The following is a 15,993-nucleotide window of genomic DNA, read 5'->3' as shown; positions in this document are numbered from 1 at the left end:
GCTGGGCGGCCACTCGATGGGGGCGCCGGCCGGGCCCATGGGTACCTCTTCCACTTCGATCAATGTCTATGTTGACGTCTGTCGATACAAGTGCCACGCTGAGGGCACAAGAGATCGACGGATGTCGAAGTAAGAGGAGAAATAGTCGTCATGGACGCCACCGCCACCGCCACTGACACCGAGCAGCTGCCCGTCGTGGTCATCGGGGCCGGCCCGACAGGCCTGGCCGCTGCCGCCCACCTCGTCGACCGCGGCCTGGAACCGCTGGTCCTGGAGGCCGGTGCGCAGGCGGGTGCGGCGGTGCGCGGGTGGTCGCACGTGCGGCTCTTCTCCACGTGGGGCGAGGTCGTCGACCAGGCGGCGGAGAAGCTCCTCGCGCCGACCGGCTGGGTGAAGCCCGACGCGGCGACGTACCCGACCGGCGGGGACTGGGCCGAGCGATACCTGCAGCCGCTCGCCGACGTCCTCGGCGGGAAGGTGCGGCTCGGCGCCCGCGTCACCGGTGTCTCCCGCTCCGGTCGCGACCGGATCGTCGACGCCGACCGCGGGACCCGGCCCTTCACCGTCCACGTCACCTCCGCGGACGGCCGGGAGGAGCGCATCCTCGCCCGCGCCGTCGTCGACGCCTCCGGTACGTGGTCCGTCCCGGGCCCGGCCGGCGGCGACGGGCTCCCGGCGCTCGGCGAGCGCGCGGCGTCCGACCGGATCTCCTACCGCGTACCGGACCTCCAGGACCCGGCGGTCAGGGCCCGTTACGCGGGGAGGCGGACGGCCGTGATCGGCTCCGGCGCCTCCGCCTTCACCGCGCTCGCGGCGCTCGCGGACCTGGCCCGGGAGGAGGAGGGGACCACGGCGGTGTGGATCCTGCGCCGGGGGATCTCCGGCTCGACCTTCGGCGGCGGCACCGCCGACCAGCTGCCCGCCCGCGGTGCCCTCGGCCTCGCCGCCAAGGCAGCCGTCGACGAGGGACACGCGGATGCCGTCACGGGCTTCCGTACGGACGCGATCGAGCGGGACGGCGATCGGCTGGTCCTGGTCGCGGAGGACGGCCGCCGCCTCGACCCGGTCGACGAGCTCATCGTGCTCACGGGCTTCCGCCCCGATCTGACCTTTCTCGACGAGCTCCGCCTGGGCCTGGACGAACGCCTCCAGGCGCCGGTCGGTCTGGCCCCGCTGATCGACCCGAACCAGCATTCCTGCGGCACCGTCTACCCGCACGGAGCGAAGGAACTCGCCCACCCGGAGGAAGGGGTGTACCTGGTCGGCATGAAGTCGTACGGCCGTGCGCCCACCTTCCTCGCGCTCACCGGATACGAGCAGGTCCGCTCCGTCGTCGCGGCCGTCGCCGGCGACCAGGAGGCCGCCGAACGCGTCGAACTCGTGCTTCCCGAGACCGGGGTCTGCGGCGGCGCCGGCCTCTTCGACCAGTCGGCCGCCGACGACCAGCAGCCCGACGGCGGCGGCTGCTGCGCGCCCGCCCCGGCCCTCATCCAGCTCGGCGCCGGCGCCCCGACCACCTCCGGTGGCTGCTGACCGCGCCCCGCCACCCCCGCACAGCAGGAGGCCCCTCATGTCACGTATACAGCTCGCCCTGCGCGTCCCCGACCTGGCGGCATCCGTCGCCTTCTACGGCAAGCTCCTCGGCACCGAGCCGGCCAAGCTCCGCGACGGCTACGCCAACTTCGCCCTCGCCGACCCGCCGCTCAAGCTCGTCCTCATCGAGGGCGCCGACGGCGAGGACACCCGCCTGGACCACCTGGGCGTGGAGGTCGACACCACCGACGCCGTCCATGCCGCCGCGAACAGGCTGGCCCAGGAGGGTCTCGCCACCACGGAGGAGAACGACACCAGCTGCTGTTACGCCCTCCAGGACAAGGTGTGGGTGCACGGCCCCGGCCGCGAGCCGTGGGAGGTGTACGTCGTCAAGGCCGACGCCGACACCCTGGCCGGGCAGCAGGCCGGCACGTGCTGTTCCGGCCCGGCGGCCGCCGACGGCCCGGCGGACGGCCCGGCCACCGCCGACGCCCGGGCGGACGAACCGGCCACCGCCACGACCACCCCCGCCGGTGGCTGCTGCTGACCGCCTCATGACCCGCCTGGGCGGCGTCCCGCCGACCGCGCCGAGCCGTGGGGCGTACGTCGCCAGGGTCGCCAGGGGTGGCGGGTGCCGTCCGGTCCGAGGGCGCTGCGGACGCCGGTGATCACCACGGCGATCAGGCAGAGGGCGATGACCGTCTCGGCCCACAGGAAGGCGAACCAGTCCAGCACGCAGCCGATCGGAGGGGTGCCGGGGGCGGTGTTGCGGAAGGCCGCGAGGGCGAAGAGGGTGGCGGCCATCCAGGCGAGGGCGGGCCAGACCAGGCCCTCGCCGTGGGTGCTCAGGTACCAGGCTCCGATGAGTACGGACGCAGCCAGCGCCCACATCACCACCATCATGAAGACCGCGAAGACCAGCAGGCTGCCCGATCGGGTCACATCCAGCCCCACGACCGCCTCCTGCGGGGAGGCCGTGGGTGCCGCGGTGATCGAGAAGAGCGTGTCGTTGTTGGAGAACCTCACCCGTACCGGCACGTCCTGACCACCCAGCACCGCCCAGAACTCGACGTCGGTCTCGTACGCGTCGAACGGGTAGTCGCTGATCGAGCCACCCGTGATGGCCACCTGTACGTCCCTGGTCGCGAGCCGTTCGTGCGCCTTGAACGCCAGGTCGCCGAGGGTCGCGGCGGAGGTCTGGAGTTCGAGATCGGCCACCGGGGCGGTCCCCTCCTTCTCGCCGAAGGCCCCGCGCGGGGTGACCCGGACCCTCAGCACCAGCTCTCTCCCCGCCGCGTCGACGCGTTGGACCGTGGCCTCCACGTCCACACGGTCGGCGGCTTCGGAGCCGACCGTGTGGATCGTGTCGATGGCCTGCCGCTCGGTGAACTGCAGCCGTGACCCCACGCCCACCGCCACCATGATCAGGACCGCGATGGGGACCAGGATCGGGAGGAGGATCGACGCTCCCGAACGGCGTGGGCGAGACGGGTGCGACGGTGGGGCCATGGTGACTCCGGCAGCTGGGGGAACGGCTTGTCCGGGCCGACGCCGCGAGCGGGACCCCGCGCCCGCGTGGCGCGGTCGGCCGGAGCCGGCACGCCCGTCGCGGGCACCCGTCCCGGCCGGGGCGCGGGGCGATGGCCGCAGTGCGATCCTCGTCGACCGGGCCGGTGAAGCGGGGCATCCCGGCGGGTGTGTCGGAGCCGACCGGACCACGGATGCGGGTGCGGGGCCATCGGAACCGACCATGAGGACATTTCCCTCGACTCGGAGGAGCATCTATTGCTGTGAGGCCGGTACGGCGCGCTACGCCGCCGGTGGGCAGGAGACGGCGCACGTCGGCCGGCCGCGAGGAGGTCGCCATGATCGTCGACTGTGCTCATTACCGGGACGGGCGTCGCCAGCACGAGGGCGCGATGCCACTGGAGCAGGCGGCCGAGCACTGCCGGCAGGGCGGTTTCGTGTGGCTGGGCGTCTTCGAACCGGGCCCCGAGGAATTGCGCCGGGTCCGTGAGGTCTTCGGCCTGCACGAGCTGGCCGTCGAGGACGCCCGGACGTTCCACCTGCGGCCGAAGGCCGAGCAGTACGAGGACGGCACGGAACTGATCATCCTGCGCACGGCACGCTACGACGACGAGCGCGAGGAGATCGACACCGGCGAGATCAGCATCTTCCTCGCCGAACACTTCGTGATCACCGTGCGCCAGGGCATCGCGAGCGAGCTGCACGAAGCGCGGAGCCGGCTCGAAAGCCGCCCCGAACTGCTGAAGGCCGGCAGCGCCTCCACGCTGTGGGCCATCCTCGACCAGGTGGTCGACAGCTACGCGCCGGTCGTCGAGGAGCTCGAACGCGACATCGAGCAGATCGAGGCCACCGTGTTCTCCGGGGCGGTCGCCCCGACCGAGAGGATCTACTTCCTGCGCCGTGAGGCGACGGACTTCTACCGTGCCGTGCACCCCCTCCTCGCCGTGCTCGGCCGCCGCCTGCAGTCCGGCAAGTCGCCGGCCGCGCTCCAGCCGTACATCCGCGACGTGCACGACCATCTGCTGCTGGTCAACGAGGAGGTCGCCGCACAGCGCGACCTCCTGACCACCGTCCTGGAAGCGAACATCGCGGTGATCTCCGTCGAGCAGAACAAGATCAATCTCCGGCAGAGCGCCACGATGGAGCGGCTCACCATCCTCGCGAGCGTGTTTCTCCCGCTGTCCTTCGTGGTCGGCTTCTTCGGACAGAACTTCGAGTGGCTGGTCAGCCACATCACCGGCTTCTCGACGTTCCTCGTCCTCACCCTCTGCGGAATGCTGCTGCCGTGCCTGATGCTGTACCTCTGGCTCCGCCGCCGTCGCGGCCACCCGCCACCGCCCGTGCCGGCGACGACCGTCCGCGCGCTCCCGCCCGAGGAGCCGATCCGGCGCCCGGAGCATGACGTCCCCCTCGGGGGGTAACCGCCAGGCATCCGGTACCCCGCACCGGTCGGTACCCGTCATCCGGGAGGCGCTCTCCATGGGCAAGCTCAAGGGCAAGGCCGAACAGGTCAAGGGCAGGACGAAGGAAGAAATCGGCTCGATGACCGACGACAAGAGCATGGAAATGAAGGGGAAGGAACAGAAGGTCAAGGGGCGGGTCGAGGAGTCCGCGGCGGACGCCGCCGCACGGATGCGGAGGATGGGCGAGAAGAAGAGGTGACCGGCACACGGCAGCGGGCACGGCATGCGCGCCGCGCCCGCTGCCGCGGGCCGGAACCAGGGCCTGTGCGCGAGCCGGTGGACGGGCCGGGTGCGCCCCCGGCGTGGGATGCTCATTCGTATGGAGGGCGATTCCGCGCTTCCCGACACCGGCGCAGGCACGGCACCAGAGGTCCTGGCGCTGGCCAAGGTCGTGACCAGGCTTCGTACCGAGGTCGCCGACCTGGAGGCCGTGACCTCGACGGCGGCCGTCGTCGAGCGGGCCAAGGGCGTGCTGATGGCCCAGGCGGGCGTGACGGCGGACGCCGCGTACCGGCTGCTGCTCGACCGGGCCGAGCGGCGCCGGGGGACCCTCCTGGAGGAGTGCTGGATCGTCCTGGGCCGGATCGGCGCGCGCCCTCCGCCGCCGGCACCGCGGGGCGAGGCGGCCGAGCCGGACGTGCGGCGGCCGTCGGCCCCCTCGTCGTTCCGTACGGGCCGTGACGTCCTCGGTGACCACCGGTCGGGCGGGTCCGGGGTGCTTCTGGCGCGGCTGGCCGAGGGCCTCGCCGACGCGCGTACGGCGGACGACGTGGCGGTACTCCTTCTCGCGGTCCTCGGCGACCCGGAGGACGTGGACGCCGTCATGATCTACCGGCCCGACGCCACCGGCAGTCTGGAGCTGGCGGGGCGCGCCGGCGTCGACGCGGCGCTCGCCGCGCAGTGGAGCCACATCCCGCCGCTCAGCGGTGTGGCGGCGATCGAGGCGACCACCACCCGCGAAGGGGTCTGGCTCGAAGACCTGGAGGCGGACGCCGCCGAGTACCTGCTGATCGGAGATCCGCCCGAGCGGTGGCCCTCCCGTGCGTGGCTCCCCGTCCTCGGGAGCCCGCCGGTGGCAGCGGTCGTGGGGTTCTTCCGTTCCCGGGCGGGTGCGTTCGACGCGCGCACCCGCACCCTGCTGCGGCGGGTCGTCCGGCTCTGCGGCGTCGTCCTCAGGGAAGACCGGGAGCGTCGGGAACCCGGTGCGCTCCACGAGCAGGCCGAGGCCGTCCAGACGATCTTCGACACCGTACCCGGGCCGATGGTCCTGCTCAGCCCCCTGTGGTCGAAGGACGGCGAGGTGGAGGACTACCGCATCGACGCGGCGGCCCCCGACTCCGCCGACGTGGCCGGCCGTCGCGGCAGGGAACTGGTCGGACGGCGGATCCTGGAGACGTACCCCACCGTGGCGGGCACCCCCCTGTGGGAGGGATACCGGAAGACGCTGACCACCGGGACGGTGTACGAGAGCGAACCCTTCACCTACGAGGAAGTGACCGCGGGAGTCCCGCAGCGGTCGGTGTACTCGGTGCGGGTGTCACGGCTGGGAGACCGGCTCGTCGTGTCGTGGATCCGCCACGACACCAGCGAACGCCAGAATCGCAGGCTCGTGGAACTGCAGCGCCTGGGCAACCTCGGCTGGGTGGGCTGGAACCTGGTCACGGACACGATCACCTGGTCCGACCAGGTCTACGCCGTCTTCGACCGCGACCCGGCGCTGGGTCCGATACGGATGGAGGACCTGCCCCGGCATCTGGTGGCCGACGACCTGCCCAGGCTGGGTTCCGCCCTCCAGCGGCTCGTCGACGAGGGGCGGGCCGTCGACGAGCCGTTCCGCGTCACCACGGGGACGGGGGTACGCCATCTGCGGTTCGTCGCGGAGGCGCGGACCGACGCGGACGGCGCGCCGCTCGAGGTGCACGGCTTCTTCCAGGACCTCACCGCCCTGCGCGACGCCCAACGTGCCCTGATCGAGAGCGAACGCGCCAACCTCGTCCAGCGCGGCATGCTCAAGGCCGAACGCGCCCTGGGCGCCCGGCTCAAGGACACGCTGCTTCCCGTCGTCCCGGAGCAGTCGCTCGAACTCGCGGGGCTGTGCGTCGACGTCGCGTACGTCCCTGCCGACACCGGCGTGAACGTCGGCGGCGACTGGTACTCCGCCATCGAACTCCCGGACAAGAGCGCTCTGTTCGTCGTCGGAGACGTGGCAGGACACGGGCTGACCGCCGTCGGCACCATGGCCCAGCTGCGGTTCTACACCAAGGGCATGGCCGTCACCGGCTCGGCCCTCCCCGCCGTCCTCGGGCGGCTCAACACGCTCCTGCTGCACACGGCGACGGAGCGCGAGGGCGCCACCGCCACCATGGTCATGGCCCGCTACCGGCCCGGGGACCGACGCCTGACCTGGGTACGCGCCGGGCATCTGCCGCCGCTGCTCGTCCGTGGTGGCGCGGCGCGCTTCCTGCCACAGCCCGAGGGCTGTCTGCTCGGTGCCGCGTTCCACTCCGCGTACGGCCAGGAGATCCTCGATCTGCTCCCCGGGGACCACCTGCTGTTCTACACGGACGGCCTCGTGGAGGAGCCGGGCGAGGACATCGAGGCGGGCCTCGGGCGGCTCGCCGAGGACGCCGTCCGGCTCCTGCGGGACGGCGGCAACAAGATGTCGGCCCGCACCCTGGCCGCGCAGCGGACGGGAAACCGCGACGACATCTGCGTCCTGGAGATCCACGTCCCCGACGATTCCTGACCGCCCGCGTCGGCAGGCCGGCACGACGTGGACGCCCGCGCCGGCCGGCGGGACGCGACGCCTGTCCCGACCGGCGCGACGCGACGCCCGCGCCCGTTCAGACGGTCGGCTCCTCACCGGGGTCGCTCGGCATCGGGCCGGGATAGGGCCCCGGCCGCTCCGGCTCACGCCGGGGAGCGTCGCCCGTGCCCTCCATGCCCGCCCTGCTCGCGCTGTCGGCGGGACGGAGCCGGCCGCGCCAGCCGCCCGTCGCGCTGTCGCGGTCCTCGATGAAGTCCTTGAACCGCTGCAGATCGCCCTGAACGCGGCTCTCCAGGAAGCCGAGGGCGTCGCCCGTCCTCTCGACCACGCCGCGGGGTTCCACGTCCAGCGCCAGGTTCACACGGGTGTGCGAGGCGTCGAGGCGCTGGAAGGTGACGACGCCCCTCTGCCTGACATCGCTTCCGGCGACCGTGCGCCAGGAGATCCGCTCGTCGGGCAGCTGGTCGACGATCTCCGTGTCGAACTCCCGGGAGACGCCCGCGACCCGGGCACGCCAGTGACAGATGCGGTCGTCGAGCTGCTCCACCGTCTCCACGCCGTCCATGAAGCGCGGGAACTCCTCGAACTGCGTCCACTGGTCGTAGACCATCCGCAGCGGGGCGTCCACACTGATCGTCTCCTGCACCATGCTCATGGTGGCCTCCTCGTACTGCGCTCGTCCGGGTGGGATCGCTCGACGTCTGCGGCTACCCCGTATCGCCGGACTCACGCACGGGGAGGACCGAGCGCCGCCGGAGCGGGCAGTCGCAGGGCCGCCACAACGACACTTCGCCCCCAGGACCCGGCACGCGGAGTTCGGCGCGCCCGCCCACCGATGGTGCTCGTGGCCCGAGGACACGGTGCACGACACCGTGGCACAGTGGTGCCATGTGCGGCCGTTACACCTCGACTCGCAGTCCCGAGGACCTGACCCGTCTCTTCCAGGTCACCGACTGGCTCCCCGCCGAGACGCTCGCGCCCAGCTGGAACGTGGCACCGACCGACGAGGTCTACGTGGTGCTCGAACGCGCCGGGCGGGACGACGACGAGGTGCGCCGTGAGCTGCGGGCACTGCGGTGGGGTCTGGTGCCGTCCTGGGCGAAGGACCCCAAGGTCGGCTCCCGGATGATCAACGCCCGGGTCGAGACCGTCCACGAGAAGCCCGCGTACCGGCGCGCCTTCGCCAAGCACCGCTGCCTCCTGCCCGCCGACGGCTTCTACGAATGGGAGCAGGTGAAGGACGAGGCGACGGGCAGGACCCGGAAGCAGCCCTACTTCATCCACCCTTCCGACGACCAGGTCATGGCCATGGCCGGCCTGTACGCGTACTGGCGCAACCCCGACGTCAAGGGCGACGACGACCCCGAGGCCTGGCTGACGACCTGCACGATCATCACCACCGAGGCCACCGACGAGGCCGGCCGCGTCCACACCCGGATGCCACTCGCCCTCAGCAGGGACCACTACGACGCCTGGCTCGACCCCCACCACCACGACACCGACGACCTCCGCGCGCTGCTCACCCGGCCCGCGGACGGCCGGCTCACCACCCGGCCCGTCTCCACCGCCGTCAACAACGTCCGCAACAACGGGGCCCACCTCCTCGACGCGGCCACCCCGTGACTGCGCACCGCGGCTCCGGGTAGTCGCCCGACAGGCCGGCCGGCCGCCGGGAGGAGCGATCATGCGCGGAAGCTCGCACTGGATGGAATCGGCGCCGCCCGCCGACGTCCTGCCGCCCCTGGAGGGCGATCTCTCCGTCGACGTGGTCGTCGTGGGAGCCGGTGTCGCCGGACTGTGGACCGCCCGTGAGCTGGCCCGGGCCGGGCGCGGGGTCGTCGTCCTCGAAGCGGGCCGGATCGCCGCCGGGGTGTCCGGGCACACCACCGGCAAGCTGACCTCCCTGCACGGGCTCTGTTACGAGCGCCTGCGCAGCCGCCACGGGGCGGAGGCCGCCGCCCTGTACGCCGAGGCGCAGGAGGACGCCCTGCGGCAGGTGCTGCGCTTCTGCGGGGAACGGGGCGTCGACGCGGAGATCGAGCGCCGGCCCGCGTACACGTACACCCTCGACGAGGCGGGCGCGGGGGCGATCCGGGCCGAGGCGGCGGCCGCCGCCTCGGCCGGTCTGCGGGCCACCGCGGTGACCGCCACCGACCTCCCGTACCCGGTCGCGGCGGCCGTCCGGGTCGAGGACCAGGCGCAGTTCCACCCGCGTCGCTTCCTGCTCGCCACGGCGGCCGACCTGATCGCGCTCGGCGGCCGCATCCACGAGGGCACGCGGGTCACCGGCCTCCACGAGGGCGCGGAGTGCCGCCTCGTCCTCGAGGGCGGCGGTACGGTCCACGCCCGGGACGTCGTGCTCGCGACCCACTTCCCGCTCCGCTGCCACTCCACCCTCCTCGTGCGGCTCTCCGTGCGCCGTGAGGCGGTGGTCGCCGCGCCCGTGGAGGAGCGCCACGCCCCGTACGGCATGTACCTGACGCTCGAACGGGGCACCCGTTCCGTGCGCACCGCCCCGCTCGGCGAGGGCCGGCGGCTGCTGATCGTCGCGGGGGAGGCGTACGACCCCGGCAGCGGGGGAGGGCGCGAGCGGTACGCGCGCCTGGAGGCCTGGGCGCGCGACCGGCTGCCGGGCTTCGCCGACGCGCCGACGGTCCACCGGTGGTCGGCGCAGGACGTCCACACCGCCGACGGGCTGCCCTGCGTCGGGCACGAGCATCCCGACACCCAGCACGTGTACCTCGCCACCGGTTTCGGCGGATGGGGGCTCACCAACGGCGTCGCGGCGGGCCGCCTGCTCACCGCGCACCTGACCGGCGCCCCGCGCCCGGCCTGGACGGAACTCTTCGATCCGCGCCGCCTGCTCCCCGCCCGCGAGTTCCCCGACGTCCTTCGACGGCAGACGACCGTGGCCCGGCACTACGTCACCGGCCTGCGGACCGGCAGGCGCTGCACCCACATGGGCTGTGAGCTGGGCTTCGACGAGGCCGAGCAGACCTGGGAATGCCCCTGCCACGGCTCGCGTTTCGCCGCCGACGGCAGGGTCCTCCAGGGCCCGGCCACCCGCCCCCTGGAGGACTGACCCCGCCCGGTACGGAAGAAGCCGGCTTGCCCGGCAACGGCAGCGGCAACGGCTATGGCTATGGCTTCGGCTACGGCTTCGGGGAGAGCCGTTCGACCGCGACGAGGGCCGCGTCGTCGCCCAGGTGGCCGCCCGCGTACGCCTGGAGGTCGGCCCGCAGACGGTCGAGGAGGGTCTCCGGGTCGTCCCCGGCCCAGGCCGTGAGCCGCTCGGTCAGGGGGTAGAAGGCGCGCGCCTGGTCGCGGGCCTCGACGACCCCGTCCGTGTACAGCAGGAGCACGTCGCCGACCTCGAAGGGGAAGGTCTCCACCGTGACGTCCGGGGAGAGGACGTCCGACAGGCCCAGCGGCGGGCTGGCGTCGGTGGCGTCGAGGGGGACGACGCGCCCCTGCCGCAGGAGCAGCGGGGGCGGGTGTCCGCAGTTCACGAGCCGTACCACCGGCTCGTGGTCCGGGATGTCGAGGACCAGCGCGGTCACGAAGGCCTCGTCCGTGTCGTCGGTGCCGGCTTCCGCCGGGGCCGGACCCCCGGCCCCGTCCGCCGTGCCGACGCCCTCCTCCAGGTGACCGATCAGCTCCGGGAGCCCCTGCTCTCGATGGGCCGTGACCCGGAAGGCGCCCAGGACGAGCGAGGCCTCGCTGATCGCGTCGAGCCCCTTGCCCCGGGCGTCACCGATCAGCAGCCGGGTCCCGGACGCCGTGCGCGCCGCCGCGTACAGGTCGCCGCCCATCTGCGCCTCCTCCTCGGCCGCCAGGTAGACCGAGGCGATGTGCAGGGGTCCCGCCCGGTGGGGGAGCGGGCGCAGTACGACGCTCTGCGCGGCCTGGGCGATGGAGCGCAGCCGGGTCATCCTGTTCTCGTCCCGTTCGCGCAGGTGGGCGAAGAAGGTCGCGATGACGGAGATCAGGACCAGCGCGATGATCTGGTACGTGTGGTTGAGATCCGTGATGCTGGTCCGGGCGACCGCCACCACCGACTGGGCGAGGACCGCGACCGCTCCCACGAAGGCCGTCATGCGGGGACCCGCGAACGAGGCGGTCACCGCCGGCGCCGCGATCAGGAACGGCCCCAGGTGGACGTCGGGCGGCGACAGGACGTCCACCACCGTGACCGCCGCGATCAGCACGAAGGGCACGGCGAGGAGCAGCCGTCCGCCGGCCCGCGAGACGCGGGGGACGAGGGCTCGCCGGCGGACATCCATGGAAAAGGCATACCGCAGGTGACGGGACATGTCCTGTCGCGGTGATCGTCACGGGGTGAGCCAGTCGCGCAGGACCCTGCTCACGGCGGGCATGGCCACGTACGTCATGAGGACGTTGAAGACGCAGGCCAGGACGGCGCTGCTGAGCAGGACGGGGAGCGCGGTGAGGTGCGGGGTGAGGAAGAGGGCGCCGAGCACGGAGATGGGGTAGATGGCGATCGTCGCGCTGATCGCCATCTTCCAGCGGGGCGGCGCGGGCCGTGTCGAGCCCGGCTTCGCGAACCAGGTCTCCATGCCCGTGAGCTCGCGCCGGGCGATCTCGGTGTGGTGGTGGCCCTGGCAGTCGGCGAACCAGGCGGCCCGCTCGGGGGAGTCCTGCCAGGTCCGGCAGGCCTCCGCGTCCCGGAACCGGTGGACGAGGAACCACGGGGCGTCGCCGCCGGAGGAGCGGAAGAGTCCGTATCCGAGGTGGCCGGGGAAGGCGGCCGCCGTGTCGAGGATGCCCTTCGCCCACCGCTCGAACGAGGCTTCGTGGCCGGGCTCCACCCGGCGGGCTATCAGCAGGGTCACCTCGCCGGTGTCGGCGGGGACGGTGGCGTGCTCAAGGCCGACCGTGGTCACAGATACTCCTCGTGATCATGCCGCGCCGCCGGCCAGTCTAGACGCCGAGTTGCCGGTGGCGGTCAGGCGGCGCGGCAGAGTGCTGCCGGGTCGGCCGCGGCCGGGGTGAGGGCCGCGGTCGCGGGCAGGGGGCGGGGGGTACGGGTCGTGGCCCGCGAGCGGTTGCGGGCGAAGACGACGAGGCGCAGCACCGCGAACCGCGCGACACCGGTCAGCGCGGAGGCCGAGAGGTAGACGGCCTGTTCGAGCAGGGTGCCGGGCGCCGCGACCAGCAGGTGCAGCGCGAGCATCGCCAGGCAGGTCACCCCGTATCCGGCGGCGGCGGATCCGGCCGACTGCGCGTGCTGGCGCCAGGTCGCGCGTCCGCCCGCGCCGAAGGTGAAGCGGGCGTGCAGCTCGGTGGCGAGGAGCGTGGAGACCACGGTGACCAGGGCGTTGGCGAGCGCCCAGGGCATCCATTGAGCGAGGGCGGCCACCGCGAATCCGGCGGCGAGCCCCACTCCGCCGCCGCACAGCACGAAGCGGGCGAAGGCGGTGAGGGCGCCGGGCGCCGCCCGCTCCCGGTTCCGTGCTGTGTCCATGATCCGCCCCCGTCGATGACGTCGTCCGCCGAGCGTGCGCCGCCCGTGGTGCCATCATGGCGCATTTATGGTGCCATCGCGACCCCTTTGAGGCGTCATCCGTGATGCCGGTGCCGTGACGGGCCCGGATCCGGGCGCGCGGGGAGTCGGCCGATGCGCGTCGAGGAGGCTTCGGGGCCCCGGCCGGGCCGCGCGCGGCAGCGGCCCGGTCGCCCCTTCAGGGCATTCGGCGCAGGGCCGCCGCGCGGCGTCGGAGCGCGGCCCGCGGGTTCGGGATATCAGTGGTCGCACGCGGCGGTCGGCGTTGATCGCCACTGTCCGGAAGGCGGGAGCCCCGTGACCGTCCAGCCCATTCCCGAGGGATATCCGCGCGTCACGCCGTACCTCTGTGTCGACGGAGCCGCGGCGGCGATCGACTTCTACGTCTCCGTGCTCGGTGCGACGGAGCGGATGAGGATGCCGGCGCCCGAGGGCCGGATCGGCCATGCCGAGCTGGAGCTCGGGAACTCGCTCATCATGCTCGCGGACGAGTTCCCCGAGATGAACTTCCGCTCCCCGAAGGCGGTGGGCGGCACGCCCGTCACCCTGCACGTGTACGTCCAGGACGTCGACGCGGTCTTCGCGGAGGCCCTCTCCCGGGGCGCCAAGGAGCTGTCCCCGGTGAAGAACGAGTTCTACGGCGACCGCACCGGACAGCTGGAGGACCCCTTCGGCCACCGCTGGAACCTCTCGACGCACGTCGAGGACGTCCCTCCGGAGGAGTTGGAGAAGCGGGCCGCGGAGGCCATGCGGGCCATGGGCGACTGAGGTCGCCGGGTGGTGCGGGCGGACCCGGTCCGCCCGCACCCTTCCGCGCGCACCGCCTGCGAGGTCCCTGCGCGCCGCCTACGAGGCGGGCGACTCGCTACGCGGATCCGGGAGGTTCGCGCCCTGCGCGGCAGCCGGCGCCTCCTCCGGGGCGCCGAGGTTCCGCGCGGCCCGGTCGAAGTAGCGCAGCAGCTCCACCGGGAACGGCATCACGAGCGTCGAGTTCTTCTCAGCGGCGACCTCGACGACCGTCTGCAGCAGCCGCAGCTGCATCGCCTCCGGGGTGTCGGCCATGATCCGCGACGCGTTGGCCAGCTGCTGCGCCGCCTGGAACTCGCCGTCCGCCGTGATCACCCGCGCCCGCCGCTCCCGCTCCGCCTCCGCCTGCCGGGACATCGACCTCTTGAGGGACTCCGGCAGCTGCACGTCCTTGATCTCGACCCGGTCGATGTGTACGCCCCAGCCGGCCGCCGGGCTGTCGATCATCAACGCCAGCCCCTCGTGCAGCCGTTCACGGTCGGACAGCAGATCGTCCAGGTCGCTCTTGCCGATGATCGACCGCAGCGAGGACTGCGCCACCTGGCCGACGGCGAAGACGTAGTCCTGGACCTCGATCGCGGCCCGGACCGGGTCGACGACCCGGAAGTAGACCACCGCGTCGACCTTCACCGAGACGTTGTCCCGGGTGATGCCCTCCTGCGTCGGGATCGGCAGCGTCACCACCTGCACGTTCACCTTGCGCATCCGGTCGACGAACGGCACGAGGAAGGTGATCCCCGGCTGCCGATGACCGGGCATCGCCTTGCCGAGCCGGAAGACCACCCCCCGCTCCACCTGATTGACGATCCGCATGCCGCTGCGCAGTACGACCAGCACACCGACCACGACGACCAAGAACCCCGCTACGGCGCCTTCCACGGCGGCCACCCTTCCCCGAACGGTGAGTAGAACACCGAAGATGACACCGTCCGGGGTCCGCCGGATCCCTGCTGAGTGTCAAGGGGCCGTCAAGAGTCCGCCGGGGCGACGTTCTGGTTGTGGTGGAAGACGTTGTCCGGGTCGTACGTCCGCTTCACCTGCGCCAGCCGGTCGTGGTGTCCGCGGTACGTGGCCCGGACGCGGTCCTGACCCTCGTCCGCGCCCATGAAGTTGACGTATCCGGCGCCCATGGAGTGCGGGTGCAGGGCCTCCCAGTAGTCCACGGCCCAGGTGCGGATGGCCTCCGCGTCGGACGGTTCGGGGCTGATGCCGCCGATCACGCCGGACCAGATCGCGTCCCGGTAGGCCCAGGCCGTGTCCATGGGGCCCACGCGGTGGGCCGCGGCGTCGACGGGGTAGAGGTGCATCGTCGACAGCTCGGTGGGGATGTTCTCCAGGAAGGTGCGGTGCACGTCGATCGCGTCGTCGGTGATGCGGTCGAAGAAGGCGCCGCGCCAGTACCACTGGAGGCCCTTCGGGATCAGGTCGTCGAACATCGCCTGGATCGCCGGATACGGGACCGGCGTCGCGAAGTGGAAGGCGGGCGGGGCCGGGTCGGCGACGGGAGCGAACGCCTGTGCGAGGCTCTCCTCGTCCGTCGGGCCCGTACTGCACCACACCACGCCGCACATCTTCTTGTGGTGGATCTCCTCCGGGAACGGCGGTGCGGGCGCGACCGTCAGCGTGGCGAAGAAGCCGTTCAGGTCCTCCGGCGCCGCCGGCAGGAACTCCCGGTACCAGCGCAGCACCGCCCCGATGTGCTCCGGCTCCCACAGGGTGACGCCGAGCCCGACGGTGTGCACCGGGTGCAGGGCGTACCGGAAGGAGGTCACCACGCCGAAGTTGCCGCCGCCACCGCGCAACGCCCAGAAGAGGTCGGGATGTTCGTCCGCCGAAGCGGTGACGACCGAGCCGTCCGCGAGGACCACGTCCGCCGCGAGGAGGTTGTCGATGGTCAGTCCGTGGGCGCGGGTCAGATGCCCGTGTCCGCCGCCCAGGGTCAGTCCGCCGACCCCCGTCGTCGACATGATCCCGGCGGGGGTCGCGAGCCCGAAGCCGTGCGCCTCGTGGTCCAGGTCCCCGAGCTGGCTGCCGCCGCCCACCAGGGCGGTCCGCTTCGCGGGGTCCACCCGCACCCAGCGGAGGCCCGACAGGTCGATCATCAGCGAGCCGTCGGTCACGCACAGGCCGCCGCCGCTGTGGCCGCCGCCGCGCACCGTCAGGTCCATGCCGCTCTCGCGGGCGTACCGCAGCGCGGCCCGCACGTCCGTGGTGTCCACGCACCGCGCGATGACGGCCGGCCGCCGGTCGATCATCGCGTTGTAGATCCGGCGGGCCTCGTCGTACCCCGCGTCGTCCGGGCCGATCACCTCACCGCGCAAGCTCTCGCGCAGGGTCTCCACCGCCGTGCCGCCCATGGCCACTCCTCCGGG

The 15,993-nt window shown here is 72.7% G+C and carries 15 protein-coding genes; 8 read left to right on the top strand and 7 right to left on the bottom strand.

The genetic code is table 11. The features are described from left to right. Positions 1-150 precede the first annotated feature (150 nt). Positions 151-1,533 carry an NAD(P)-binding domain-containing protein gene (locus ACF07V_RS18985; RefSeq protein ID WP_392155464.1) on the top strand — a complete coding sequence of 461 codons (1,383 nt, stop codon included), beginning with the start codon at positions 151-153 and terminating at the stop codon, positions 1,531-1,533. A 37-nt stretch (positions 1,534-1,570) separates the two neighbouring features. After that, positions 1,571-2,080: an ArsI/CadI family heavy metal resistance metalloenzyme gene (locus ACF07V_RS18980; RefSeq protein WP_392155463.1), complete on the top strand. Its 510-nt coding sequence runs from the start codon at positions 1,571-1,573 to the stop codon at positions 2,078-2,080. Positions 2,081-2,085: 5 nt separating this feature from the next. Here ACF07V_RS18980 and ACF07V_RS18975 read toward each other — a convergent pair whose 3' ends face one another. Further along, positions 2,086-3,042, bottom strand: a complete 957-nt coding sequence (locus ACF07V_RS18975; RefSeq protein WP_392155461.1) for a DUF4436 family protein — start codon at positions 3,040-3,042, stop codon at positions 2,086-2,088. Between the two features lie 356 nt (positions 3,043-3,398). On the opposite strand from ACF07V_RS18975, the gene ACF07V_RS18970 reads away from it, so the two are divergent. From ACF07V_RS18970 to ACF07V_RS18960, 3 genes are all read left to right on the top strand, one after another. Then, positions 3,399-4,481, top strand: a complete 1,083-nt coding sequence (locus ACF07V_RS18970) for a magnesium and cobalt transport protein CorA (protein ID WP_392155460.1) — start codon at positions 3,399-3,401, stop codon at positions 4,479-4,481. A 58-nt stretch (positions 4,482-4,539) separates the two neighbouring features. Continuing rightward, positions 4,540-4,722, top strand: coding sequence for a CsbD family protein (locus ACF07V_RS18965; protein ID WP_392155458.1), 183 nt, complete (start codon positions 4,540-4,542; stop codon positions 4,720-4,722). A 120-nt stretch (positions 4,723-4,842) separates the two neighbouring features. Then, a complete protein-coding gene (locus ACF07V_RS18960) occupies positions 4,843-7,269 on the top strand; it encodes a SpoIIE family protein phosphatase (RefSeq protein ID WP_392155456.1) in 2,427 nt (808 codons plus the stop codon). Between the two features lie 97 nt (positions 7,270-7,366). On the opposite strand, the gene ACF07V_RS18955 is transcribed toward ACF07V_RS18960, so the two are convergent. Then, positions 7,367-7,945, bottom strand: coding sequence for an SRPBCC family protein (locus ACF07V_RS18955; protein ID WP_392155454.1), 579 nt, complete (start codon positions 7,943-7,945; stop codon positions 7,367-7,369). A gap of 233 nt (positions 7,946-8,178) precedes the next feature. Between ACF07V_RS18955 and ACF07V_RS18950 the strand changes: the two genes are divergently transcribed. Continuing rightward, positions 8,179-8,913 carry an SOS response-associated peptidase gene (locus ACF07V_RS18950; protein WP_392155453.1) on the top strand — a complete coding sequence of 245 codons (735 nt, stop codon included), beginning with the start codon at positions 8,179-8,181 and terminating at the stop codon, positions 8,911-8,913. A gap of 61 nt (positions 8,914-8,974) precedes the next feature. Next, positions 8,975-10,372: an FAD-dependent oxidoreductase gene (locus tag ACF07V_RS18945; protein ID WP_392155451.1), complete on the top strand. Its 1,398-nt coding sequence runs from the start codon at positions 8,975-8,977 to the stop codon at positions 10,370-10,372. Between the two features lie 70 nt (positions 10,373-10,442). Here ACF07V_RS18945 and ACF07V_RS18940 read toward each other — a convergent pair whose 3' ends face one another. From ACF07V_RS18940 to ACF07V_RS18930, 3 genes are all read right to left on the bottom strand, one after another. Further along, positions 10,443-11,573, bottom strand: coding sequence for a PP2C family protein-serine/threonine phosphatase (locus ACF07V_RS18940; RefSeq protein WP_392155449.1), 1,131 nt, complete (start codon positions 11,571-11,573; stop codon positions 10,443-10,445). A gap of 48 nt (positions 11,574-11,621) precedes the next feature. Continuing rightward, a complete protein-coding gene (locus ACF07V_RS18935) occupies positions 11,622-12,194 on the bottom strand; it encodes an antibiotic biosynthesis monooxygenase (protein WP_392155447.1) in 573 nt (190 codons plus the stop codon). 62 nt (positions 12,195-12,256) lie between these two features. Continuing rightward, on the bottom strand, positions 12,257-12,775 hold the full coding sequence (locus ACF07V_RS18930) for a GtrA family protein (protein WP_392155446.1): 519 nt from the start codon (positions 12,773-12,775) through the stop codon (positions 12,257-12,259). 336 nt (positions 12,776-13,111) lie between these two features. Between ACF07V_RS18930 and ACF07V_RS18925 the strand changes: the two genes are divergently transcribed. After that, on the top strand, positions 13,112-13,582 hold the full coding sequence (locus ACF07V_RS18925; protein WP_392155444.1) for a VOC family protein: 471 nt from the start codon (positions 13,112-13,114) through the stop codon (positions 13,580-13,582). A 78-nt stretch (positions 13,583-13,660) separates the two neighbouring features. Here the strand turns inward: ACF07V_RS18925 and ACF07V_RS18920 are convergent, their stop codons facing one another. Both ACF07V_RS18920 and ACF07V_RS18915 read right to left on the bottom strand, forming a co-directional pair. Next, on the bottom strand, positions 13,661-14,500 hold the full coding sequence (locus tag ACF07V_RS18920; RefSeq protein WP_392155442.1) for a slipin family protein: 840 nt from the start codon (positions 14,498-14,500) through the stop codon (positions 13,661-13,663). Positions 14,501-14,589: 89 nt separating this feature from the next. Continuing rightward, a complete protein-coding gene (locus ACF07V_RS18915) occupies positions 14,590-15,978 on the bottom strand; it encodes an FAD-binding oxidoreductase (RefSeq protein ID WP_392155440.1) in 1,389 nt (462 codons plus the stop codon). Positions 15,979-15,993 lie beyond the last annotated feature (15 nt).

This window comes from Streptomyces sp. NPDC015661 (genome assembly GCF_043077765.1).
Classification (GTDB): Bacteria; Actinomycetota; Actinomycetes; order Streptomycetales; family Streptomycetaceae; genus Streptomyces.
This window is presented reverse-complemented; position numbering and strand designations above follow the sequence as displayed.